At 32.3% G+C, this 25,739-nt stretch carries 21 protein-coding genes; 7 read left to right on the top strand and 14 right to left on the bottom strand.

Annotation, left to right across the window (positions count from 1 at the left end):
* Window positions 1-10 precede the first annotated feature (10 nt).
* The 7 genes from dnaK to AAID94_05535 all read left to right on the top strand — a co-directional run bounded on the left by dnaK (window position 11) and on the right by AAID94_05535 (window position 11,151).
* Window positions 11-1,882, top strand: a complete 1,872-nt coding sequence (gene dnaK, locus AAID94_05565; protein ID XAK23314.1) for a molecular chaperone DnaK — start codon at window positions 11-13, stop codon at window positions 1,880-1,882.
* A 119-nt stretch (window positions 1,883-2,001) separates the two neighbouring features.
* Window positions 2,002-3,912: a class I SAM-dependent DNA methyltransferase gene (locus tag AAID94_05560; protein XAK23313.1), complete on the top strand. Its 1,911-nt coding sequence runs from the start codon at window positions 2,002-2,004 to the stop codon at window positions 3,910-3,912.
* Window positions 3,909-5,156 carry a restriction endonuclease subunit S gene (locus AAID94_05555; GenBank protein XAK23312.1) on the top strand — a complete coding sequence of 416 codons (1,248 nt, stop codon included), beginning with the start codon at window positions 3,909-3,911 and terminating at the stop codon, window positions 5,154-5,156. The genes AAID94_05560 and AAID94_05555 overlap by 4 nt, the downstream gene beginning before the upstream one ends.
* A 12-nt stretch (window positions 5,157-5,168) precedes the next feature.
* Window positions 5,169-6,746: an AAA family ATPase gene (locus AAID94_05550; GenBank protein ID XAK23311.1), complete on the top strand. Its 1,578-nt coding sequence runs from the start codon at window positions 5,169-5,171 to the stop codon at window positions 6,744-6,746.
* Window positions 6,739-9,687, top strand: a complete 2,949-nt coding sequence (locus AAID94_05545; protein ID XAK23310.1) for a DEAD/DEAH box helicase family protein — start codon at window positions 6,739-6,741, stop codon at window positions 9,685-9,687. Before AAID94_05550 ends, AAID94_05545 begins: the two co-directional genes overlap by 8 nt.
* A 32-nt stretch (window positions 9,688-9,719) precedes the next feature.
* Window positions 9,720-10,739, top strand: a complete 1,020-nt coding sequence (locus tag AAID94_05540) for an MBL fold metallo-hydrolase (GenBank protein ID XAK23309.1) — start codon at window positions 9,720-9,722, stop codon at window positions 10,737-10,739.
* A 70-nt stretch (window positions 10,740-10,809) separates the two neighbouring features.
* Window positions 10,810-11,151: a cupin domain-containing protein gene (locus AAID94_05535; GenBank protein ID XAK23308.1), complete on the top strand. Its 342-nt coding sequence runs from the start codon at window positions 10,810-10,812 to the stop codon at window positions 11,149-11,151.
* A 78-nt stretch (window positions 11,152-11,229) separates the two neighbouring features.
* On the opposite strand, the gene AAID94_05530 is transcribed toward AAID94_05535, so the two are convergent.
* The 14 genes from AAID94_05530 to AAID94_05465 all read right to left on the bottom strand — a co-directional run bounded on the left by AAID94_05530 (window position 11,230) and on the right by AAID94_05465 (window position 25,727).
* Entirely contained in the window at window positions 11,230-12,399 is a 1,170-nt protein-coding gene (locus AAID94_05530; protein ID XAK23307.1) for a pyridoxal phosphate-dependent aminotransferase, read from the bottom strand.
* Between the two features lie 151 nt (window positions 12,400-12,550).
* Window positions 12,551-13,183 (bottom strand): serine O-acetyltransferase, encoded by a 633-nt coding sequence (cysE, locus tag AAID94_05525; GenBank protein XAK23306.1) that lies wholly within the window; start codon window positions 13,181-13,183, stop codon window positions 12,551-12,553.
* On the bottom strand, window positions 13,184-15,019 hold the full coding sequence (gene speA / locus AAID94_05520; GenBank protein ID XAK23305.1) for a biosynthetic arginine decarboxylase: 1,836 nt from the start codon (window positions 15,017-15,019) through the stop codon (window positions 13,184-13,186).
* The gene (hisS, locus tag AAID94_05515; protein ID XAK23304.1) at window positions 15,016-16,242 is read right to left on the bottom strand and encodes a histidine--tRNA ligase; all 1,227 of its coding nucleotides are present in this window, start codon (window positions 16,240-16,242) and stop codon (window positions 15,016-15,018) included. The genes speA and hisS overlap by 4 nt, the downstream gene beginning before the upstream one ends.
* Complete coding sequence (gene tmk, locus AAID94_05510) at window positions 16,239-16,817, bottom strand: dTMP kinase (protein XAK23303.1); 579 nt, start codon at window positions 16,815-16,817, stop codon at window positions 16,239-16,241. The genes hisS and tmk overlap by 4 nt, the downstream gene beginning before the upstream one ends.
* Window positions 16,808-17,284: a pantetheine-phosphate adenylyltransferase gene (coaD, locus tag AAID94_05505; GenBank protein ID XAK23302.1), complete on the bottom strand. Its 477-nt coding sequence runs from the start codon at window positions 17,282-17,284 to the stop codon at window positions 16,808-16,810. The genes tmk and coaD overlap by 10 nt, the downstream gene beginning before the upstream one ends.
* A 39-nt stretch (window positions 17,285-17,323) precedes the next feature.
* Complete coding sequence (locus tag AAID94_05500; GenBank protein ID XAK23301.1) at window positions 17,324-17,887, bottom strand: UbiX family flavin prenyltransferase; 564 nt, start codon at window positions 17,885-17,887, stop codon at window positions 17,324-17,326.
* Window positions 17,884-18,546: a flagellar basal body P-ring formation chaperone FlgA gene (gene flgA, locus AAID94_05495; protein XAK23300.1), complete on the bottom strand. Its 663-nt coding sequence runs from the start codon at window positions 18,544-18,546 to the stop codon at window positions 17,884-17,886. The genes AAID94_05500 and flgA overlap by 4 nt, the downstream gene beginning before the upstream one ends.
* Before the next feature lie 77 nt (window positions 18,547-18,623).
* The gene (locus AAID94_05490; protein ID XAK23299.1) at window positions 18,624-19,400 is read right to left on the bottom strand and encodes a MetQ/NlpA family ABC transporter substrate-binding protein; all 777 of its coding nucleotides are present in this window, start codon (window positions 19,398-19,400) and stop codon (window positions 18,624-18,626) included.
* Window positions 19,401-19,409: 9 nt separating this feature from the next.
* On the bottom strand, window positions 19,410-20,180 hold the full coding sequence (locus AAID94_05485) for a MetQ/NlpA family ABC transporter substrate-binding protein (protein ID XAK23298.1): 771 nt from the start codon (window positions 20,178-20,180) through the stop codon (window positions 19,410-19,412).
* 51 nt (window positions 20,181-20,231) lie between these two features.
* Entirely contained in the window at window positions 20,232-21,005 is a 774-nt protein-coding gene (locus tag AAID94_05480) for a MetQ/NlpA family ABC transporter substrate-binding protein (protein ID XAK23297.1), read from the bottom strand.
* A gap of 191 nt (window positions 21,006-21,196) precedes the next feature.
* Window positions 21,197-22,102 carry a methionine ABC transporter permease gene (locus tag AAID94_05475; protein XAK23296.1) on the bottom strand — a complete coding sequence of 302 codons (906 nt, stop codon included), beginning with the start codon at window positions 22,100-22,102 and terminating at the stop codon, window positions 21,197-21,199.
* Window positions 22,099-23,109, bottom strand: coding sequence for a methionine ABC transporter ATP-binding protein (locus AAID94_05470; GenBank protein ID XAK23295.1), 1,011 nt, complete (start codon window positions 23,107-23,109; stop codon window positions 22,099-22,101). Before AAID94_05470 ends, AAID94_05475 begins: the two co-directional genes overlap by 4 nt.
* Before the next feature lie 5 nt (window positions 23,110-23,114).
* Window positions 23,115-25,727, bottom strand: a complete 2,613-nt coding sequence (locus AAID94_05465; GenBank protein ID XAK23294.1) for a valine--tRNA ligase — start codon at window positions 25,725-25,727, stop codon at window positions 23,115-23,117.
* Window positions 25,728-25,739: the final 12 nt, after the last annotated feature.

Below are 25,739 nucleotides of genomic sequence, written 5' to 3'. Positions count from 1 at the left end.
AGGATAAAAAATGAGTAAAGTTATAGGTATAGATTTAGGAACAACCAATTCTTGTGTTGCTGTGTATGAACGCGGCGAGAGCAAAGTAATCCCAAACAAAGAAGGAAAAAACACAACTCCTTCAGTAGTTGCTTTTACAGATAAAGGTGAAGTTTTAGTAGGCGATAGCGCAAAACGCCAAGCGGTAACAAACCCTGAAAAAACTATTTATTCTATCAAAAGAATCATGGGTTTGATGATCAATGAAGATGCGGCTAAAGAAGCTAAAAATAGACTTCCTTATCACATCACTGAAAGAAATGGTGCGTGCGCGATAGAAATCGCAGGTAAAATTTACACTCCACAAGAAATTTCAGCAAAAGTTTTGATGAAATTAAAAGAAGATGCAGAAGCTTTCTTGGGTGAAAGTGTTACTGATGCGGTGATTACTGTGCCTGCTTATTTTAACGATGCACAAAGAAAAGCAACAAAAGAAGCAGGAACTATCGCAGGACTTAATGTACTAAGAATTATCAATGAGCCTACTTCAGCAGCTTTAGCTTATGGACTTGATAAAAAAGATAGTGAAAAAATCGTAGTTTACGATCTAGGTGGGGGAACCTTTGATGTTACCGTGCTTGAAACAGGGGATAATGTAGTAGAAGTTTTAGCAACAGGTGGTAATGCTTTCTTAGGTGGTGATGATTTTGATAACAAGCTTATCGATTTTCTAGCAAGTGAATTTAAAGATGAAACAGGCATAGATCTTAAAAATGATGTTATGGCTTTACAACGCTTAAAAGAAGCTGCAGAAAATGCTAAAAAAGAGTTAAGTTCAGCTAATGAAACAGAGATTAATTTACCATTTATCACAGCTGATGCGAGTGGTCCAAAACACTTGGTTAAAAAACTTACTAGAGCTAAATTCGAAGGTATGATTGATTCTTTAGTGGCTGAAACTATCACTAAGATCAATGAAGTGGTAAAAGATGCAGGGCTTGATAAAAACGAAATTAAAGAAATCGTTATGGTAGGGGGTTCTACTCGCGTTCCTTTAGTGCAAGAAGAGGTTAAAAAAGCTTTTGGAAAAGAACTTAACAAATCTGTAAATCCTGATGAAGTTGTGGCTATCGGTGCAGCGATTCAAGGTGCAGTTATAAAAGGTGATGTAAAAGATGTACTTTTGCTTGATGTAACTCCACTTTCTTTAGGTATCGAAACTTTAGGCGGTGTGATGACTAAAATCATCGAAAAAGGTACAACTATACCAACTAAAAAAGAGCAAGTTTTCTCAACTGCAGAAGACAATCAAAGTGCTGTTACCATCAATGTTTTACAAGGTGAGAGAGAATTTAGCCGCGACAATAAATCTTTAGGAAATTTCAACCTTGAAGGAATTCCACCAGCACCACGCGGTATGCCACAAATCGAAGTAACTTTTGATATCGATGCGAATGGTATTTTAACTGTTTCTGCAAAAGATAAAGCAACAGGTAAAGCACAAGAGATCAAAATCACAGGTTCAAGCGGACTTAGTGAAGAAGAGATTAACAATATGGTAAAAGATGCCGAACTTCACAAAGAAGAAGATAAAAAACGCAAAGAAGCTGTAGATGCAAGAAATGCAGCAGATAGCTTGGCACACCAAGTGGAAAAATCTCTAAATGAGCTTGGAGAAAAAGTAGCTGATAGCGATAAAGAAAATATCCAAAAAGCTCTTGATGATTTGCGTGAGACTTTGAAAAATCAAAATGCAAGCAAAGAAGAAATCGAAGCTAAAATGAAAGCTTTAAGCGAGGTTTCTCATAAATTGGCTGAAAATATGTATAAAAAAGATGAGCCAAATGCAGCAAATGATAAAAAGAAAAAAGACGATGATGTAATCGACGCTGAAGTCGAATAAAACTCTCACACCCTTCAAATCAAGCTCAAATAGGGCTTGATTTTTATAATTTATTTAAATTATCTGTTTTTTAGAATAATTTGATATAATACTTTTTTATAAAATATTAAGGAAATTTCATGGATACAAATCAGTTTCAAACCATTGTAAATTTTATATGGAGTGTGGTAGATGATTTACTCCGTGATATTTATGTAAAGGGCAAATACCGCGACATTATACTACCCATGACAATCATAAGAAGAGTAGATGCTGTCTTAGAGCCCACAAAAGATAAAGTTCTTGAAGTCTATAATGCCTACAAGGATGAAATGGAAATTTTAGAACCCTTGCTAGGCGGAAAGCAAGGAAATAATTTAGGCTTTTTTAATTATTCTAAATTTAGCTTACAAACCCTTTTAAATGATCCAAAAAATATAAGAGTAAATTTTGAAAATTATCTTGATTGTTTCAGTGAAAATATCAAAGACATTATCTCAAAATTCAAATTCAAAAACCAACTCGACACTTTAGAAGAATCAAACATACTTTTTGGCGTTATAGAGAGATTTTGCTCGCCTAAAGTAAATTTTGGCATAGAGGATATCTTAGATGAAAAAGGAAATGTTATCCATAAAGGCTTGAGCAATCTTGGCATGGGATATGTTTTTGAAGAACTCATCCGTAAATTTAACGAAGAAAACAACGAAGAAGCCGGAGAGCATTTCACCCCAAGAGAGATCATAGAGCTTATGACTCATCTTGTATTTTTGCCCGTAAAAGAGCAAATCAAGCAAGGAGCATGGCTTATTTATGATAATGCTTGCGGAAGTGGCGGAATGCTCACCGAGTCAAAAGAATTTATCACAGATCCCGATGGGCTGATAAAATCTAAAGCAAATATCTATCTTTACGGACAAGAGATAAACCCCGAAACCTACGCCATATGTAAAGCAGATATGCTGATAAAGGGCGAAAATCCAGATCATATAAAATTTGGCTCTACCTTAAGCAATGATCAACAAAATTTAAAATTTGATTTTATGCTTACTAATCCACCTTATGGTAAGTCTTGGGAAAATGATCAAAAAATTCTAGGCGTAGAAAAGAAAGGCTCAAATTCAACTTGCAATGATCCAAGATTTAGCGTGGGTATCACAAGCAAAAGCGATGGGCAAATGATGTTTTTACTCAATATGCTTAGCAAGATGAAAACAGATACTCCTTTGGGTTCTCGTATCGCAAGCGTGCATAATGGCTCATCGCTTTTCAACTCAGATAGCGGTATGGTAGCTATAAGAAGGCATATCATAGAAAATGACTATCTTGAAGCCATAGTCGCCCTGCCTACAAATATGTTTTACAACACAGGAATTCCTACTTTTATATGGATCATCACCAACAAAAAGCCAGAGCACAAAAAAGGCAAAGTTCAGCTTATAAACGCTACAAGCGATAGGTATTTTTCCAAGATGAAAAAGTCTTTAGGCTCTAAACAAAATGAAATGACAAAAGAGCATATAGAAAAAATCACAGATTTGTTTTTAAATTTTAGTGAAAATGAAGATTGTAAAGTGCTAGATAATGAAGATTTTGGTTATACTAAAATCACCATAGAAAAGCCAAAAAGTATAGAATTTCTAAAAGAGGATGAAAAATTTTCAAAACTCAAAGACAAAGAAAAAATCCTAGAAAAACTGCAAGAGCTAGAACAAAATCCGCAAGATTTTAAAGACAAGGAAGAATTTATCAAATTTTTAGGTGTAAAGCTCAAAAAAAGCGAAGAAAATCTCATCATCGATAGCGATAAAACCAACAACACTGAAAAAATTCCACTCAAAACAAACATACAAAACTACTACGACACAGAGGTAAAACCCTATGTAAAAAACTCTTGGGTAGCGTGGGATAGTGCAAGTGTGGGTTATGAAATACTTTTTAACAAATGCTTTTATACCTATACTCCACCAAGAAAGCTAGAAGAGATAAATAATGAATTAGAAAATTTAGAAAAAGAAGTGCAAGATCTTTTAAGAGAGATCATGCAATGAAAAATTTCAAAGATAGTGGCATAGAATGGATTGGGGAAATTCCGCAACATTGGGAAGTATCCAAATTTAAATATTTTTATCGCTCTAATATGGGAGAAACTATTTTGGCGCAAGATTTAAAAGATGAAGGAGTTCCTATTTATTCTGCTACAGAAGATGATAAATTTTTTGGAAGGATTAAAAATCCTATTAATCTATTAAATATTAACGATTTTGTTATACCTGCTAGAGGAAATTCTATAGGAGCTGTTAAAATAGTCAAAGAAAAATCAACCTGTACTCAAACTACAATTTTTTCAAAACAATTTAAAGAAATGAATCCTTATTATGTTTATTATTTTTTATCAGGATATCGAAAATTTTTATTTGAATTTACTCAAACAGCTATTCCACAAATAACTATTAGTCAAGTTAATGATAACCCTATTTTATATCCACCTTTAAAAGAGCAAGAGCAAATCGCAAATTTTTTAGATGAAAAATGCGAGCAGATAGCAAATTTCATAGAGAAAAAAGAAAAACTTATCAGTCTTTTAAAAGAACGAAAGCAAGTTTTGATAAATGAAACCATCACAAAAGGACTTGATAAAAATGTAAATTTCAAAGATAGTGGTATAGAACATTTGGGAGAGATTCCAAAGCATTGGGAAATAAAACGACTTGCAACTTTTGGTAGGTTTTCTAAGGGTGGTAATATCTCGCGTCAAGATTTAGTAGAAAGCGGTGATTCGGCTCTTCTTTATGGGGATATTTATATGAATTATGAAATTAGCACGAGTTGCTTAGATTCTAAAATATCTAAAAATACTTCACTTGGTGCAATTCCGATATATAAAGGAGATATTCTTTTTGCTGGTTCGGGTGAAACCAAAGAAGATATAGGCAAAAATATTGTATATTTAGGAAAAGATAAGGCATTTGCTGGTGGCGATGTGATTATTTTTAGGCAAAAAGAAAATAATGCTTTGTATTTATCTTATGCATTAAATACTAAGTATGCTAAGTTTTGCAAGGGCATTGAATCTAAGGGGGAAATTATAGTTCATATTTACGCTTCAAATTTAAAAGATATCAGAATCCCACTTCCGCCACTAAAAGAACAAGAACAAATCGCAAAATTTTTAGATGAAAAATGTGAAAAAATAGATTTATTGATAGAAAAAACAAAAAAACAAATAAAACTCATAAAAGAATACAAAACCACACTCATAAACCAAGCGGTTTGTGGTAGGATTAATTTATAAAAGGAGAAAAAGATGAGAATTAAAGAAATTCAAATTAAAAATTTTAAAAGATTTGATGATTTGACTCTTAGAGGTGTAGAAAATTCTAAGCTTGTTGTATTAGTTGGACCTAATGGTAGTGGAAAATCTTCAATATTAGAGGCTTGCAACACATGGCAAAAAACTAAAAAATGGAGTAGTATTATAATAGATACAACATATCACAATAAATACATAAATGAACAATATGATATAAAGATTATATTTAATAATGATATATCAAGCGGTTTTGACTACCAAAAATTAATGCATTTTCGCAGTGCTCATAGAAATGAAGCAGATTTTACAATTCAACAATTTTCAAGAATGAATAAACCTTATGAGGATTTAAGACTTAAAAAGATTATAGATAATGATACTTCTGTTTCTGATAATTTTAAAAGATTGGTTGGAACGACAATATCTGATGTGTATGATGAAAAAAATTCTAAGATACAATTAGAAGACTTAAAAGAAAGATTAATAGGTAAAATAAGAAAATCTATGATAAATATTTTTGGCGATTTGATTCTAGAAGGAATAACAAATCCTTTTGAAAATGGTAGTTTTTACTTTAAAAAAGGTAAAGTTGAAAAATTTCATTATAAAAATTTATCATCAGGAGAAAAAGCAGCTTTTGATTTATTATTGGATTTGGTTTTAAAAATAGAATATTTTGAAGATGGGATTATTTTCATTGATGAACCAGAAACTCATATGCACACTTCATTACAGTCAAAATTAATTGAAGAAATTTATAATATTATTCCAGATAATAATCAATTATGGATTACAACCCATTCTTTAGGAATATTGCAAAAAATAAAAGAATTAATTGCATGCAAAAATCAAGATATATCTATTATTGATTTTTCGGAACAAAATTTTGATAAAGAAACAGTATTAGAACCTTGTAATATTGACAATATAATTTGGGAAAAATTTTTATCTTTTACCATCGGAAATTTATCAAATTTTATAGTACCAGAGGTAATAATTTTTTGCGAAGGAGATTTATGCGGTGAAACAAGAAAAAATTTTGATGCTGGGATTTATAATAATATTTTTAATAAAAAATATCCAAATACTACTTTTATATCCGGTGGTGGCTGTGAAGAACTAAAAAAAGATAATAATCAAAATGTAAAATTATTAGAATATATACTGCCAAAAACTAAAATTATTAAATTAATTGATAGAGATACGCATACAGATGAAGAAATTAAAAATCTTAATAATCAAAATATAATCGTTTTGAATAAAGCAAATTTGGAAACATATTTATTAGATGATGAAATTTTAGAACTTTTTTGTCAAAATAAATTTGATGATTATTCAAAAGTACTTGAACAAATAAAACAAATAAAGCAAAAAGATATATATGATCTTAAAAAAGTAAGAGGGGAAATTTTTAATGTTTTAAAAGAGCAGTTAAAATCAGAAGGTAAAGATTATAGTATTGGGGGTACTGCTGATGGTTTTTTAAAGTCGACATTATGTAAATATATTACAGAAAATACTAAAATTTATAAAGAATTAGAAAATATTATTTTTGGAACTAACAATGACTAACTACCAAGAAAAAGATTTAGAAAATTTCATAGAGTCTTACTTGTTAGAAAACCATGCCTATATCAAAAGAACAAATGAAAACTTTGATAAAAATTTATGTATCGATACAGAATTTTTTGAGAATTTCTTACAAGCTACACAAAGTGTAGCACTTGAAGAGCTTAAAAAGCGTTGTGGACAAAACTATAAAAAAGAACTTTTTGATCGTATTTTCTCACAGATTAAAACCAAAGGCATAGTCAAAGCCTTGCAAGGCTATGTAGAGATCAAAGGCATTAAATTTTATCTAGCCTTTGCCAAGCCAAACACCAACGCAAACGCACAAAGCCTGCACAACTACGAGCAAAATACCCTTTCTATCATACGCCAGCTTTACTATAGCACGCAAAATAAAAACTCCATCGATATGGTGCTCTTTTTAAATGGCTTACCCCTTATCACCATAGAGCTTAAAAACCATTTCACCGGACAAAATGTCTTTCACGCTATAGAGCAATACAAAAAAGACAGAAACCCAAAAGAAACGCTATTTAACCATACCATAGTGCATTTTGCATTAGATCATGATCTTTGCTATATGAGCACAAGATTGGATCAAAGTGCGACTACATTTTTACCTTTTAACCTTGGCTTAAACAATGGTAGTGGCAAGATAGGCCTAGCAAATGGAGCAGGCAATCCACCAAGTGATGGTATAAAAACAGCGTATTTGTGGGAGAAAATCTTTAAAAAAGACACCTTGTTAAATTTGCTTTTTAATTTCGTGCAAGTTATAAAAAAGGAAAACAAAGAAATCATCATCTTTCCTAGATATCATCAATTCGATGTGGTAGAAAAGCTACTTGCTCATGCAAAAGAAAAGGGCACAGGACAACGCTACTTGATCCAACACAGCGCAGGAAGTGGCAAGAGCAACTCTATATCTTGGCTCGCTCATCATCTAGTAAGCTTGCATAAACTAGAAGAAAATAGCTTTAAAAATATCTTTGATTCTATCATCGTAGTAACCGATAGAAAAGTGCTTGATAGTCAAATAAGAGAAAATGTCAAAGCCTTTTCTCACACAAAAAATTTAGTAGAAGCCATCACTCATGGGAGCAAACAGCTAAAAGAGGCCTTAGAAGAGGGTAAGAAAATCATCATCACGACTATCCAAAAATTTCCTTATATTTTAAATGAAGTCAAAAGCTTAAAAAGCAAAACTTTTGCTATCATCATCGATGAAGCCCACTCAAGCCAAAGCGGAAGCAATGCACAAAAAATGGCAGAAGCTATAAGAGATAAAAGCGGTGATGAAAGCCAAAATTTAGAAGATGAAATTCTAGAAATCATAAAAAGCAAAAAGCTCCAGCCTAATGCCTCGTATTTTGCATTTACTGCTACACCTAAGCCTAAAACTTTGGAAATGTTTGGTATGCCTTGTGAGGTTGATGAAGGGCAAAAATTTATCCCTTTTCATCTTTACTCGATGAAGCAAGCCATAGAAGAAGGCTTTATACTCGATGTATTAAAAGGCTATACGACTTATAAAAGCTACTATAAAATCATATCTTGCACAAATGATAATCCAAAATACGATAAAAAAAGAGCCAACGCAAAACTAAAAGCTTATGTGCAAAACAATATCAGAACAATCGAGCAAAAATCACAAATCATGTGCGAGCATTTTTTCCAAAACAGCTTTAAAAAGATAAATGGCAAAGCAAAAGCTATGATCGTAACAAGTTCAAGAGAGAATGCTGTGAAGTATTATCTTGTTTTTAGGGAGTATTTGAGAAAAAATTATCCACATTTTAAGGCTATCGTGGCTTTTTCGGGTGAAATCAATTTAGAGAGCGAAATTTATAGCGAAAGTGGCTTGAATGGTTTTTCGGAGAGTGTTTTAAAGGACGAATTTAAAAAAGATGAGTATCGCTTTTTAATCGTTGCTGAAAAATACCAAACTGGATTTGATGAGCCATTGCTCCATACTATGTATGTCGATAAAACCTTAAGCGGAGTGAGTGCGGTGCAAACCCTATCGAGGCTTAATCGAACTTGTAAAAATAAAGAAGATACCTTTGTGCTAGATTTTGCAAATACTCATGAAGATATAGCCAAGGCTTTTAGTGTGTTTTATGAGCAAACTTATCTAAATGAACCTACTGATGATAATAGAATTTTTGATCTTAAAGCAAATCTTGGCGAATATGAAATTTACACCCAAGAAGAAATAGATGATTTTACAAATGCTATTTTAGGAAGAGAAAAAGAAAATGTCATACACTCAAAATTAGATATAATGCTTGCTAGATTTGATGAAAAAAGCGATGATGAAAAACTAGATTTTTATAGTAAGGCAAAAACTTATCTTAAAGAGTATTCTTTTTTGGCTCAAATTTTACCTTATGAAGATGTTGAACTTGAAAAGCTTTATATACTGCTTAAAAAACTTGCAAGTAAGATTATTTTACCTAAATCGCAAGATTTGGCTAAAGGAATTTTGGATAATGTAGATTTTGATAGCTATCGCTTACAGCTTGATAAAACACAAGATATCTTTTTGCAGGGAAATGGAGAGTTAAAACCCTCTTTTGCAGACGGATCAAGTAAGAGTGTTGAAACTGAGCTAGAAGAGCTTTCAAATATCATCAAAGACTTTAATAACAAATACGCAAATATAGACTTTAATGAAAGCGATAAAATCGCTAAAATTTTATATGATATAAAAGATGATATAGCAAAAAACGAAAGAATTCTCGAATCTTTAAATAAATCCGATATGCAAAATTCTCGTATTGAATTTAGTATGCTTTTGGAAGATAAAATTCAAGATATTTTGGATTTAAATTTAGAGCTTTTTAAGCAATTTAACCAAAATAATGAATTTAAAGATAAGATAACAAATGCAATGTTTAATATGATTTGCAATGATTTTGCACAGATAGAATCATCGCATTAGGTTTTATTGTAAAAGGATAAATTTTCGTGAGTATGGATTTTTTTAAAACCTTTGATCTTTCAAGTAAAGAACACCCAAAGGCTAAAAAAGTACAGGGTAAAAAATATGAAATTTTTCTTAATGAAAACCGCCAAACGCACAATGCTTTTAAAGCGTCTTTTAGGGAAGTTTTGAGATATTACTACCTTTATCCTAAAAATGCTAAAGCGACTTTTAAACTTCCTTTTTTTAAGCCGAATTTAAATCATTTTCATACCCCTCACATCACTTGGCTTGGGCATTCATCGCTTTTTGTGAGCTATAAAAACTATAAAATTTTAATCGATCCTATCTTTAACACTCATGCTTCGCCTTTTTCTTTTATCAATAAAGCTTTTAAAAATGCACCTGTTTATAATGCAAATGATTTTGATGAAATTTTTGCTGTGATTATCACTCATTCGCATTTTGATCATTTAGATGAAAAAAGCGTGAAAGCTTTAAAAAATAAGGCTAAATTTTTCATCACACCTTTAAAGGTGGGAAATTATCTAAAAAGTTATGGAGTGAGTGAGAAAAAAATCATAGAGCTTGATTGGTGGAGTGGGGTGGAATTTGATGATTTAAGGATTATTGCAACGCCTGCACAGCATAGCTCAAGTAGGGGCGATGGGCTCAATAAAACTCTTTGGGCTTCCTTTGTGATGGAGTTTTTAAGTGCAGATAAAAGGGTGTTTTTTAGTGGCGATGGAGGATATTTTACACATTTTAAAAAAATCGGGGCTTATTTTGGTGGTTTTGATTTGGTTTGCCTTGAAAGCGGTCAATTTAATACCGCTTGGCCTTTTTCACATTCTTTCCCTGATCAAATTTTAAAAGAAGCAAAAGATTTGAACGCAAAAGCTTTAATGCCTATACATTGGGGCAGATTTTTAGCAGGAACTCATGCATGGAATGGGGTGGTGGAATTTCTTTATGAGAATTTAAATTTACCTTTGATTACACCAAAAATGGGCGAAGCTTATGAGGTAGGAAGTGAATTTAAGCAAGATTTTTGGTGGAAAGAAGGATAAAATTAACACAAGTTTATAGTCTGCATTTTGGTTTTTGCTACAATTTTATAAAAGTAAAAAAGGAGATTGTATGAAGATCGTTCAATGGAGCAAGGCTGAATTTAATCCAAAAGAAGTTAAAATCAATGTTTTAATCGATGATGAGCACAGCAAGGAAATTCAAATTTTACTTGCTAAAGATAGCGTGATGAAAGAGCATAAAGCACCCTTTGCTATCCGCGTGCAAGTTTTAAGCGGTAAAATTTGGTTTGAGGTAGAAAACGAAAGATTTGAGTTTAATGCTTTAGATATGATAAGCTTAGAAGCAAATGTGCCACATTCTTTGGGTGGATTAGAGGATTCTGTGATAAGGCTTAGTTTAAATAAACTAGATAAAGTTCAAAGAGTAAATGCAGTACTTAAAAAACCTTGATTTTAGGGTTTAAATTCGTTGGTAAAATTTGATTTGATTGCCTAGAAAAGTTAATAATTCTAGGTTTAAAACCTAGAATTATTTATAATTTTTAACAAAATTTGCTATTCTTTCTATACCTTTTTTGATCAGTTCATCACTTGTAGCATAAGAAAGTCTAAAGTATCCATCCATCCCAAAACCAATACCTGGAACCACGGCAACTTTTTCTTCTTCTAGTAATTTTTGGCAAAATTTCATAGAATCTTTTTCAATTTTTTGAGTATTTACAAAAAGATAAAAAGCTCCTTCGGGTTTATAAACACTAATATTTGGAATTTGATGAAGCATATTTAGAGCTAAGTCGCGACGCTTTTCAAAAGCTTGACGCATTTTTTCTATATCCTCATCACATTCTCCATTTAAAGCGGGTATAGCAGCATGTTGAGTGATGGAGCAAATATTTGAAGTGCTTTGGCCTTGAAGTCTTTTAACAGCTGAAATCAAGGCTTTATTTTTACTTGCCATATAGCCAAAACGCCATCCAGGCATAGCACCGCATTTACTAAGCCCATTGATAGTTACAGTGCGATTTAAGGCATCTTCACTTACACTTGCAAAAGCTACAAATTCAAAGCCATCATAGCGAAGTTTTTCATACATTTCATCGCTTAATACGATAATCTTTGTGCCTTCTAAAACCTTAGCAATACTTAAAAGCTCTTCTTTGCTATAGATGGAACCTACGGGATTTGAAGGAGAATTAAGCATTAAAATTTTAGTTTTAGGGGTGATAGCTTTTTTAAGTTGCTCTGCGTTGATTTTAAAGCCATTTTCTTCTAAACCCTCGATAAATACAGGTTTTCCACCCGCAAATTTGACCATTTCAGGATAACTCACCCAATAAGGACTAGGGATGATGACTTCATCGCCTTCTTCAACTAGACATTCTATACATTCAAAAAGAGAATGTTTTGCCCCTACATTTGTGATAATTTCACTTGTTTCATAGCTTAACTCATTATCTTTTTTAAGTTTATTTTGAATAGCCTTTAAAACTTCAGGAATTCCTGCAACAGCAGTGTATTTACCACAACCCTTTTCTATGGCAGCAATGGCTGCATTTTTGATAGTTTGCGGGGTATCAAAATCAGGCTCGCCTGCGGAGAAGCTGATCACATCTTCACCCTTGGCTTTTAAATCATTGGCTAATGCAGTGATAGCTAGGGTGATGGATTCTTCTAAAACTTGTGATCTTTGGGTTAACATCTATTGTCCTTTTGAATTTTTTGTCTAATTTTAGCAAAAAAACACACCTATGCAGCGAATTTAATTAAAAATTAATATTGCAAAAATAGATTAATGTGAAAATTTGTTAAAAGCTAAAATACATAAAATAATATAAAATTTTTTATGTATTTTATTTTATATTAGATAAAGCTTTTTCAAGCTCTGCGATTTTTCTCTCTAATTTTTCGAGTTTATCTTCGCAGTTTGCATCAACAGCTCTTGTATTTTCTTTATTTTTGCGTCGTTCTTCTACTATATAAGCAGGAATTCCTACTGCAGTTAAATTTGCTCCTACATCTTTAACAACAACAGCATTAGAGCCTATTTTGGCATTTTCTCCTATGGTGATATTGCCAAGCACCTTTGCACCTGAGCCTATAATCACTCCTTTTTTTATAGTAGGATGGCGTTTGATACCTTTTTCAAGACTGGTGCCACCTAAGGTTACACCTTGATAGATCAAAACATCATCTTCTATGATCGCAGTTTGTCCTATCACCACTCCATTAGCATGATCTATAAAAATACGCCTGCCTAAAGTTGCACCTGGATGTAGATCTACACCTGTTAAAAACTGCGAAATTCCGCTGATTATCCTAGCGGTGCGCTTGAAATTTTTTGTATAAAAAAAATGCGCAAAGCGGTAATTTACTACCGCCCATACACCCGGGTAATTGAAAAAAAGTTCTATACAAGAATTATACGCTGGATCTTGTGCTTTTGGTTGGGAAAAATCTTCTTTTATGATGCTGAAAAATCCCATTTACACTCCTATACTTTTTAGATAGCCATTATCGTTTAAGAAAAGATAAAGTTCGCCTAAAATGTGTTTTTTCTGTTTTTCATTGACAAGTTTAGAATTGCTAATGCGTTCATTGAGTATATCCATAATTGTATGTATGTCATAGTCTAGATCCTCTAAAGCATCAAGTATGGATTGGGCTTCTATAATCCCTTCGATTTCATAACCTTTTTCATTTACGCTTATCGTTGCTTCAGTAGGATGGGTAAAAAGATTGTGTTTCATTCCAAGTACTTCTTGGTAAGCCCCTACAAGGAAAAAACCTAGAAAATAATTTTCTTTTTCTACATCTACATCATGCAAAAATAAAGGATTGTTTTTAGAATACGAAATTTCACCATCGCTATCGCAGGTTATATCCCATATGCTTGCACTTCTTGTTGGCTCTTCATCGAGTCTATCAAGTGGCATGATGGGGAAATTTTGCTCCAAGCCCCAAAAATCAGGTATGCTTTGAAAGAGTGAAAAATTTACCAAATACCTTTCTTGCACTTCATCTTGTATGGCGAGTAAATCCGCAGGATTTTGTTTATCGCCTAAAAGTAAAATAGCTTTTTTTGTGATTAGATGAGTTAAAATTTCAGCATTAGAACGATCTTGCAAATCCACATAACCCAAATCAAAAAGTGTTAAGATGCTTTCTAAATGATCGATACTATCGTGCAAATACTCTAAAGCATTGGAAGGTTTTATGCTTTTATAAAGATCGTAAAGCTCATCGATGAGTTTTGGATTTTGTTTTTTTAGTATAAGCTTACTTTCTGTGTATTCTTGAGAGAAAAGCTCTAAAACAGGAGCGACTAAAACTGCGTGATTGGCCGCGACAAAACGCCCACTTTCTATAAAAATATCAGGCTCAAGATCTTTTTTTTGTTCGGCTATATTTTTTAAGATAAATACCACATCGTTGGCGTATTCTCTTAAGGTATAATTTCGGCTTTTTTCATTTTTAAATTGTGAGTATTCCACCGCTAAACCGCCGCCTAGATTGATAGCTTTTAAATTTTTAGCCCCCATTTTTCTAAGTTCGGTATAGATGTTGCCTGCTTCATTTAAGGCTTTTTTAAGAGGATGAATTTCAGTGATTTGCGAACCAAGATGAAAATGTATCATGGTAAATTGCTCTAAAAGCTTGTTTTCTTTGAGTAAATTAACCGCTTCTATAAGTTCAGTAGAGGTAAGTCCAAATTTAGAATTAATCCCCCCGCTTTTTGCCCAAATTCCTACGCCAGCAGAGTGCAAACGCACACGCAAGCCTATATTAGGCTTAGGTTTAAAGCGTTCTTTAGCTATATCAACAATAGCTTCAAGCTCATTTAGTCCTTCTATGGTTAAGGTGATATTGTGTCCCATTTCAGCAGCTATAAATCCTATGTTTATAAGCTCTCTATCTTTAAATCCATTTACGGTAATGGGCGCATCTTCGTTATTGTAAGCCATAGCAAGCAAAAGTTCAGCCTTAGAACCTGCTTCAAGACCGTAATTATAATCTTTACCTAAGCGAACGAGATTTTTTACAAAACCAGGATATTGATTGACTTTTAAAGGATAAACAGCATTAAATTTTCCTTTATAGTCAAATTCCTTTCTAGCTTTATTAAAACTTCCATAAATACTTTCAATTTGCTTTTGGATTAGATGAGGAAATCTTAAGAGTAAAGGCCCTTTGTATCCATCATCTCTTAGCTCTTTTACTATATCGATAATGGCAGGTTTTTTTTCGTGATTGATGCAAACTTTACCATTTTTGATGATAAAATTTTCATTTCCCCAGATATCAATTCCATAATTCATCATAAAGCATTCTCCAAATCTGAAATTTTAATCATTTTTTCATCTTTATTTTCTAAATTTTTATAAAACAAACTTTCGTTTTTTGCTTCATTTTCTCCCATGCAAAGAAAATGTTTTGAATTTATCTTATCTCCATTTTCTAAGTGCTTGGCAAGTTTTCTAGCTTCATAGCTTAAGATCACTTTATGTTTTTTTCTAAGTTTGGTGGCAATTTGTAAAAGTTTTGGGATATAAATTTCATCCATAGCGCAAAGATAAATTCCCTCTCTTTTTTCTAACTCTTCTTTTTGTTCTAAGATGGCTATAATTCTTTCTATACCCATGGCAAAACCTATGCCATAACCACTTTTTCCACCCAAATACTCTATAAGTCTATCGTAGCGTCCTCCACCTGCGATAGCAGCTTTTGCACCTATTTCATCGCTTATAAATTCAAAAGCTGTTTTAGAATAATAATCCAAACCTCTCACAAGCTTTGAGTCTAGCTCGAATTTAACTCCATTATCCTTTAAAATTTGTTGTAGCGTTTCAAAGTCTTTTTGGCAAGAGGTGCATAAATTATTGATCAAAAGTGGAGCATTTTCAAGTAAATTTTGACAATGTTCGTTTTTACAATCTAAAACACGAATAGGATTTAAATTTTTTCTACGCAAACAATCTTCGCAAAAACCTTCTTTAGAATCTAAGAATTCAATAAGCTCATCGCGGTATTTTGGCAAGCATTGTGAGCAACCTAAAGAATTAAGCTGAAGTTTAAAATCAATACCAAGGCGTGAGAAAATTTCTACTAGCATTAAAATAATGCTCGCGTCTTCATAAACGCTAGGTATGCCAAAGCTTTCAACTCCAAATTGATGAAATTCTCTTAAGCGACCCTTTTGAGGCCTTTCATAGCGAAACATAGAACCATGATAAAACCAACGCTTTACGCTGATGTTTTTATCTAATTTTTTTTCTATATAAGCACGCACGACCCCTGCTGTGCCTTCAGGGCGCATACAGACTTCATTGCCCCCTTTATCTACAAATTCGTACATTTCTTTGCCAACGATGTCAGAACTTTCTCCTACGCTTCTTTTGAAAAGTATGCTTTGCTCTAAATGCGGGGTATTGATAAAATTAAACCCGTAGTTTTTTGCAACTTCTTCACAAGTTTTGATAATTTTTTCATAATAAAGCGCATCCTTATCGCTTAAATCTTTCATACCTTTTAGAGCATTAATCATCGTAAAAAATCCTTTATTTTTTGGTGTAAATTTTCTTTTGTATCATTTGCATTTAGGGTTAAAACTTGAAGATTTATTTTTTCTTTTAAAAAATGAAGAGTATTTTCAAGTTTATCTTGGACACTTAAGAAATAATCAATTCCGCGTTTTTCTATAGCGTCTTGTTCTTTTTGATTAAGACGCTCTTTGATTAAATTTTCATCGCCTTTTAAAAAAATAACTTTTTGCGGGAAAAAATTTTCCAAAGCAAAAGCATTAAGTCTAAAAAGCTCTTCATTTTCAAAATCTTTTGCATAAGCCATGCCCGAAATAAAACTTCTATCGCTAATGATGAGTTTATCTTGATTTGCTTTTAAAATTTCCTCACAGTGTTGCGCACGATCAGCTAAAAAAAGCAAAAGCTCGGTTTTTTTATCGAGTTGATAGGGTTTGTGAAGTAAAAGTTCTCTTAAATGAGAACCTAGCTTGGTTCCTCCAGGCTCTGCGGTAAAAATAGCTTCTTTAAAATATTCTTTTAAAAGTGAAATTTGCGTACTTTTACCAACGCAATCCACCCCTTCAAAAACTACATACAAGGTAAATCCTTTAAAAAAGGTAAAATTTCTTTAGGAACTAAGGCGCTGACATCTCCTCCATGGGAAGCAATAGATCTAACTATGGAGCTTGAGATGAATGCATTTTTTAAATTTGGCATTAGATAAATAGTTTCAATTTCTTCCCAAAGGGCATGATTGGCATAGCCAATTTGCAATTCGTATTCAAAATCACTTACCGCCCTAAGTCCCCTTACTATAGTATTTACTTTAAGTTCTTTGGCTAAATCTACAAGGAGATTATCAAAAGTGATAATTTCTACATTGTTTAAATGCGAGGTGGCAAGCTTTGCAAGCTCTTTTCTTTGCTCTAAACTAAAACAAGGCTTTTTATGCTCGCTATTTGCTATAGCTACGATCACTTTATCAAAGATCTTAAGCGCTCTTTTAACTACATCTAAATGTCCATTTGTGATAGGATCAAAAGTCCCTGGGTATAAACAAGTCATTTTTACTCCAAAAATTTTTAAAAATATAACAAATTTAAGCTAAAAATTCTGCCATTTCTCATATAAATTATGAGAAATTCCTAAAAGATCTAGCCATTTTCCTATGATAAAATTTTCCATTTGCTCTAAATCGCTAGCATGAGAATAGCTTGCTATAATAGGAGGTGCGATGATAACGCCTAGTTGGCTAAGCTTGTGCATATGTTCTAAATTTAAGGTTGAAAAAGGCATTTCTCTTACTCCCAAAATCAAGCTTTTTCTTTCTTTTAGGGCCACAGCAGCAGCTCGCATTAAAAGCGTGTCGGCTAATCCTGCGTGAATTTTAGCAAGGCTTGAGATAGAGCAGGGTGCAATGATGGTTTTTTCTATACCAAAAGATCCGCTTGCAACGCTTGCGCTTAAGTTGTTATCGCTTAAAAAACAGATATTTTGAAATTCTTCTTGGCAAATTTTTTCTAAGTTTTTCTTATTTTCAGCTTCAAAACTTATTTTTGCACCTTCAGTGATAATACAATAAAGCTCGCATTTATTCTCCAAATTTTTTAAAAGTTTAAGTCCTAAATGCGTACTGCTAGATCCTGAAATTCCTAATAAAATTTTCATTGTATAATCATCCTATTTTTTCCTGTGACTATACCTTGCATGACTTTACCTTCTTTGTTTTTTGCTCGAATTCTTTCTCCCATATCGGCACTGTGTAGGGCTGTGAGTTCTATTAAAACATCGACATTTCCATCGCTTAAAATACCTATTATAGGATCATTGCGGCGAATAAGAGCCATGGTTTTAAACATATTTTCTTTTAAAATGGTATTTTTGCTAATATTACTTTTTGCTATGAGATTGTGAGTATCTTCAGGGGTTAGAGCATTAGATGGAACTTTATCAAAGTCCATGAGTACGCTTTTATAGTCAAAAGCGCCAAGTTTATCTCCTCTTTGTATGGAGCGTTCGCTTCTTAATACTTCTAAGCTTGCTTGCATAAAATAACGAAAAAATACATTTTTCTGTATATTTTGCGGGGTTTTAAATTCAGCTCTTATAAATCCTTGAGCTTGGTTAAAACGAGCATTGGCTATTCTTATAAATTGATATTGTTCAAAATCTTTAGGTAAGGTAGTGATTTTTAAATCGATATTTTTGATGATTAAACTTGGAAAATTGTTTTTAAATTCTTTAGCAAGTGCAGTTTTAATCTCTTCTAAATTTGCACCATGACTTAAACCAATAAAAACAAAAAAAATAAAAGATATAATTCTCATTGCTAGCCTAATACGGTATTAATCTTTTATATTTTACCCAATACAAATTTACAAAGCCTTTAAAGGCTTTGCTTGGATTAAAAAGTAGGTATAACAGAGCCTTTGTATTGCTCGTTGATGAAATTTTTTATTTTATCACTGGTTAGAATTTCTTTAAGAATTAGACTTTTTTCACTTTTTTCATCGCCTTGTCTTACTGCTAGAACAATAGCATATAAGCTGTCTTTGTCTTCAATAAAAATTCCATCTTTTAGAGGATTAAGTCCTGCACCAAGAGCATAATTTGTCGTAATGACTGCTAAATCTACATCATTTAAAGCTCTTGGAAGTTGTGCAGCTTTTAGTTCTATAAATTTAAGATTTTTAGGATTTTTACTGATATCAATCGGAGTTTTAAGAGTGCTTGAGGTTTTAAATTCTATCAAACCAGCTTTAGCAAGCAAATCCAAAGCTCTGCTTTCATTGGTAGCATCATTTGGAATGGCGATTTTGGCACCATTTGGGATATCTTTAATATCTTTAATATCATTAGAATAAATAGCCATAGGAACCAAAACAATAGAACCCAAAGAACTTAATTTTGTCCCTTTGTGAGCGTTAAAATCCTCTAAAAAAGGATTGTGCTGATATAAATTCGCATCTAAATCTTTTTCATTAAGTGAGATATTGGGTATATTATAATCACTAAATTCTTTTACTTCAAGATTCCAACCTCTTTCTTTAAAAATAGGTTTTGCAAAATTTAAGATTTCAGCATAAGGAGTAGGCGTTGCTCCTATAATGATATTCTTTTCAGCTCCAAAGAGAAAACTTGTTATACAAAAAATACTTAGTAATACTTTTTTAAATTTCATAAAAACTCCTTAAAATGCAGGGATTAGCACATCTTTGTAGTGCTCATTGATGATATTTCTAAATTTATCACTTCTTAAAATTTCATCTATGATTTTAGTTTTTTCACTATCTTTATCTTCAAAGCGGACTACAACATAATTTACATAAGGGCTGTTTTTATCTTCTCTAAAGATTGTATCTTTAATCGGATTAAGTCCAGCTCCAAGGGCAAAATTAGAATTAATCACAGCAATATCAACATCATCTAAAGCTCTTGGAAGTTGTGCGGCTTTTAATTCTATGAATTTAAGATTCTTAGGATTTTTCTTTATATCTAATGGGGTTTTGAGTGTGTTTTGATTGAGTTCGATTAAGCCAGCTTTTTCTAAAAGTTCTAAAGCTCTACTTTCATTCGTAGCGTCATTAGGTATGGCAACCCTAGCACCTTTTTTAAGATTTTTCAAATCTTTGATCGTTTTGCTATAAATTCCTACTGGTGCGATGACAACAGGTGTTATCGCGGTTAATTTTGTGCCTTTTTGAGCATTGTATTCTTCTAAAAAAGGTTTGTGTTGATATAAATTTGCATCAAGTTCTTTTTCTTCTAAGGCTCTATTAGGCAGTATATAATCAGAAAATTCTATTATTTTCAACTCATAACCCTTATCTTTAAAATCATCTTTGACTTTTTCTAGCAAGCTTGCAAAGGGATTTGGCGTAGCTCCTATGGTTATGGTTTTGGCAAATATAGGGCTTAGGTTAAATAAACAAAATAATAAAATAAGTTTAAGTAATTTCATAAAAAACTCCTTTGGGGTTTAAGAGAGAAGTCCCTAAAAAAGGGACAAGGATTAAAATGCAGGTAGAACTGAACCTTTATATTTTTCGATGATAAATTGTTTAACTTTCTCACTTTGTAAAGCTTTTACTAAAGCTTGAATTTTTGGATCATTTTCATTTCCTGTTTTTACTACAAGGATATTTGCATAAGGGCTTTCTTTATCTTCTATAAATACGCCATCTTGAGCTGGGTTTAGATTTGCAGAAAGTGCATAATTAGAATTAATTACAGCAAAATCAACATCATTTAAAGCTCTTGGAAGTTGTGCAGCTTTAAGCTCTACAAATTTTATTTTTTTTGGGTTTGTTGTGATATCAAGTGGGGTTTTAAGAGCTTTTTCTTTAAATTCAACCAAACCTTTTTTTGCGATAATATCCAAAGCTCTGCTTTCATTGGTCGGATCGTTTGGTATAGCTATAGTAACACCCTCTTTAATATCATCTAAACTTTTATATTTTTTAGAATAAACAGCCATAGGCTCGATATGTACACTTGCTACTTTAGTGAGCTTAGTGCCTTTGCTTTTGTTAAATTCTTCCAAATAAGGTGTGTGCTGAAAGAAATTTGCATCTACTTCTCCGCTGTCTACGGCTAAATTAGGTAAGACATAGTCTGTAAATTCTTTAATTTCGAGTTTATAACCTTGTTTTTCTAATTCAGGTTTTGCCTGCTCTAATATTTCAACATGAGGAACTGGAGTTGCTGCGATACTGATAGTTTCTGCGGCTGTTAAATTTACAGCCAAACCTAAAAAACTTGCTACGATTAAATTTTTGATATTCATTTTAATTTCCTTATATAGTCATTTTTGTGCTTGCTTTAATCTTAATCACTCTGACTATCAGGAAGAAGCATACGAGAACTTTTGATAGTCAGACTAGCGCATCTGAGGCATCATCTGTTAATCCTTTTAAAAATTTTTGGCTTATTCTACTTAAAAAAACTTATATTTAAATTAAAATCAGATTTAATTTTTTATTTTTTAAGGAATTTATAAATAGAATACAGAACAAGAACGATTAAAATAATCGCTTGCCAAACAAAACTTTCATCGTTGTTTATATTGATGATTATGCTAATTATAAATAAGACTATTAAAGTAGCAAGAATGTATAAAGTTTTGCTATTTTTAGCCCAAGTATAAAATAAATTACCTAAAATTTGAACCAACTGCACCAATATAAGCAAGATAATTACTGTTTGAATCATGATTTCTTTATTAAAACGTTCATAACCATAACGAATCGCAACATCTCCAAGTCCGCCACCACCGACAGTTCCTGCAAGTGCTGAAAAGCCTATGGTAAAAATCAAGGTTAGGGTAATACCGCTGATGATGTTTGGTAAAGCTTCGCTAAAAATCACTTTAAAGATGATTTGAGTATTGCTTGCACCATAGCTTTTTGCAGCTTCTATGATGCCATGATCTACTTCTTTAAAAGCACTTTCTAACATCTTTGCCAAATAAGGTGCTATACCTATAGCCAAAGGAACTATGGCCGCATTTGTACCAATGCTAGTACCCACTATAATCTTAGAAAGAGGCAAGAGTACGACAATCAATATAAGAAAAGGAAAGGCTCTTAAAAGATTAGTGATAAAATCTAAAACCGCATAAGCGATTTTATTGTGCTTGATGCCATTTTTATCCCAAATAGCAAGTAAGATTCCAGGAATGATAGCCAAAATAAAACCAAAAAACACAGCCATTAGACTCATATAAATAGTTTCATTTAAAGCAGGTTTTAAAATATTTTCATAGTTTTGTCCAAAGGTTTCGATAGAATTTAGAGAGACCTCTTTGATACCCTGCCAAGAAAATTCAGTAAAAAATTGTGAAATTCTTCCTAAAAATGCATCAAATATAGATATTTCATTCATGATACTACCTCCCATAAAACCCCGCTTTGCTCTACATAATTCAGAACTTTATTTTTATCTTTTTCATCGATATTAATCACTAAATTTCCCAAAGCATTTCCATTAAGCTTTTCAATTTTACCCCAAACAATATTAAAATCAATATTAAGAGTTCTTGCCATATGTGTAATAATACTATTTTGTGCTACTTCTTTTGGAAAATAAAGCTTAATATTTAAACCTGTTGGAGGCAAGAAATCACTTTCGCCTAAAAATTCTTTCATTTTTTCATTAGGCTTTAAAAAGAGTTCATCAATTGCACCACTTCCTATAATCTGACCATGTTCTAAAAGTAAAGCTTTTTGAGCAACATCTTTTACAACATCCATTTCATGTGTGACTAAAACTACGGTTATCCCAAATTCAGCATTGATTTTAGCAATGAGTTCTAAAATATTTTTTGTTGTATTAGGATCAAGAGCCGAAGTGGCTTCATCGCTAAGTAAAATTTTAGGATTTAAAGTCAAAGCTCTAGCAATAGCCACGCGTTGTTTTTGTCCTCCGCTAAGTTCTCTAGGGTAGGATTTGTTTTTATGATCAAGCCCTACAACCTCAAGTAAGGAATTTACTTTTTGATTTAAATCTTTTTCGCTCATGTATTCTTTGCCAAAAAGCTTAGAATAAATTTTGCATTGGCTATAATGTGTTCTTAAAGGCATTGCAACATTTTCGAATACATTTTTTCTTTCCATTAAGGCAAAATTTTGAAAAATCATACCTATATCTTTTCTTAACATTCTAAGCTTTTTAGGATTATTTTGACTCAGATCTTTTATTTCAGCATCAAGCACTTTTAAACTTCCTTCTTGATAGCTTTCAAGTCCATTGATACATCTTAAAAGAGTAGATTTTCCAGCACCGCTGTGTCCTACGATAGCATAGATTTCACCTTTTTTTATCTCCAAAGAAACATCATTAATAACCAGTTCTTTTCCGTAATATTTTTTTAAATTTTGTATTTTTATCAAAGTTTTTAACCTTTTAAATTTGCTAGTTCAGCTGATATTTTTTCAAGCTGAGTGTTTAAATTTGCCAAAGCTTCCTTATTTTGTTCTACAACTTCTTTAGGTGCATTGGCGATAAATTTTTCATTTGATAACATAGCATTTAGCTTAGCACTTTCTTTTTCTAGTTTTGTTTTTTGATTTTCAAGTCTTGTTAAAATACCACTTAAATCTACATTATCAAGTGCAATGAAGATTTCTAAATTCTCACTCACATCGCAAATGGCTTTTTGTAGCTTGTTTTCTGTAAATTCTATATTTTCACATTTAGCAAGCATGGTGATGAACTTCATATAGGATTTGATTTCATCTTGCATTTTTTTATCATTTAGTTTAATATAGGCTTTTTCTATTTTTGAATTTCCTAAATCCACAAGGCTTTTAGCGCGGCGTATGCTAACAATGCTTTCTATAATCAAAGAGAAAATTTCTTCTATATTGGAATTTTTTGCATGAAATTGTGGGTATTTGCTTATCATTATGGAGGCACTTGTTTCAAGTTCACTTTTGCTAAGCTTGTGATACAAATACTCGCTGATAAATGGCATAAAAGGATTTAAGAGTTTTAAAGCTTCTTTGAAAATACTTCCTAATTCTTTTACCGATTCTTTTTGGGCTTTGCTAAGTTCTATCCCCCAATCACAAAAATCATCCCAGAAGAATTTATAAAGCGTGTTTGCTGCATCATTAAAGCGATAATTGTCCAAATTTTCCCTTACATTTTTTACGCAATCTTGAAATCTAGAATAAACAAATTGAGCCAATGCACTTTTAAGTTCTATCTTTTCTAAATCTTCAAATTGCTCTTCATTTAAAAGTAGATAATTTGTCGCATTATAGATTTTGTTTGTGAAATTTCTAACTTGTAAAAGCTTGTCATTACTAAGCTTGATATCGCGTCCTTGTATAGCAAGCAAAGCTAAGGTAAAACGCAATATATCGGCACTGTATTCTTTAATGCTTTCATTTGGATCGATAACATTTCCAAGACTCTTACTCATTTTTCTACCTTGCTCATCTTTAACAAGAGCATGTAAATAAATGTCTTTAAAAGGCAAGGCTCCTAAAGCATTTGTGCTTTGAAACATCATTCTAGCTACCCAAAAAAACAAAATATCAAAACCAGTTATCAATAAAGAATTAGGATAAAATTCTTTCAAATCTTCTTCAAACCAAATTTTATCTTTTCCCCAAGTGCCATTTCCCCATCCAAGTGTGCTTATTGCCCAAAGTCCTGAAGAAAACCAAGTATCGAGTACATCTTCATCTTGTTTGAAATTTTGCCCTCCGCATTTTGGACAAGTTTTAGGTGTATCTTGACTTGCCCATTCATGTGAGCATTCACAATAATACACAGGAATTTGATGTCCCCACCAAAGCTGTCTTGAAATACACCAAGCCCTTAAATCTTTCATCCAAGCATTAAAGCTATTAACCCAATGGCTTGGATAAAATTTACTCTCGCCAAGGGCTACTTTTTCTATACTCTCTTTGGCAATTTCTTGTTTTACAAACCATTGTTTTGAAATATAAGGCTCGACTACATTGTTGCAACGATAGCAATATCCTACTTGATTGTTATGTTCTTCTATTTTATCTATAAAGCCAAGACTATCCAGTTTAGCTACAATTTTATCTCTAGCTTCTAAGCGTTCTAAACCTTCAAATTCCAAACAATGCTCGTTTAAAATTCCTTTTTCATCAAAAACACTTATAAATTCTAAGTTATGTCTAAGTCCTACTTCATAGTCATTCATATCATGAGCAGGGGTAACCTTTACAACCCCTGTTCCAAATTCTTTTTCTACATGTTCATCAGTTATGATTTTAATGGCTTTATTGCTTAAAGGTAAGATCAGTTCTTTTCCTATAAATTGTTTATAACGCTCATCATCAGGATGAACCATGACTGCAGTATCACCAAAAAAAGTCTCAGGACGCGTTGTTGCTACGACTAGGTATTCATCACTATCTTTTAAGTAGTATTTTATATGATAAAGTTTGCCTTTGTTTTCTTTGTATTCTACTTCTATGTCGCTTAAAGCCCCATCGTGGGTGCACCAATTGATCATATAATTTCCACGCACGATAAGTTTTTTATCGTAAAGTTCCACAAAAGCTTTTTTTACTGCATTTGCTAAACCCTCATCCATAGTAAAGCGCAAGCGACTCCAAGCAGGAGTGATTCCTAGGGTTCTCATTTGATCTAGGATTTTGCCACCGCTTTTTTCTTTCCATTCCCAAACTTTTTCTATGAATTTTTCACGACCTAATTCTTCTTTTTTGATATCTTGAGCAAGAAGTTGTTTTTCTACAACATTTTGAGTGGCAATGCCTGCATGATCAAGTCCTGGTTGGTAAAGAACTTTATAGCCATCCATTCTTTTGTATCGTGTTATGATATCTTGCAGGGTAAAGGTTAAAGCATGGCCTATGTGCAAAACGCCTGTTACATTAGGCGGTGGCATCATGATGCAAAAATTTTTATTTTTTTCTTGTATGGCTTTATTTCCATCGATTTCAAAATATCCGCGCTCTTCGCAAATTTGATAATAAGTCTTTTCTATGCTTTTATCATACATTATTTTTTACCT

It is taken from the genome of Campylobacter coli, from assembly GCA_039516895.1.
Lineage (GTDB): Bacteria > Campylobacterota > Campylobacteria > Campylobacterales > Campylobacteraceae > Campylobacter_D > Campylobacter_D coli_B.
The sequence above is the reverse complement of the archived record's forward strand: the minus strand, read 5'-3'. Positions and strand labels throughout refer to the sequence as shown.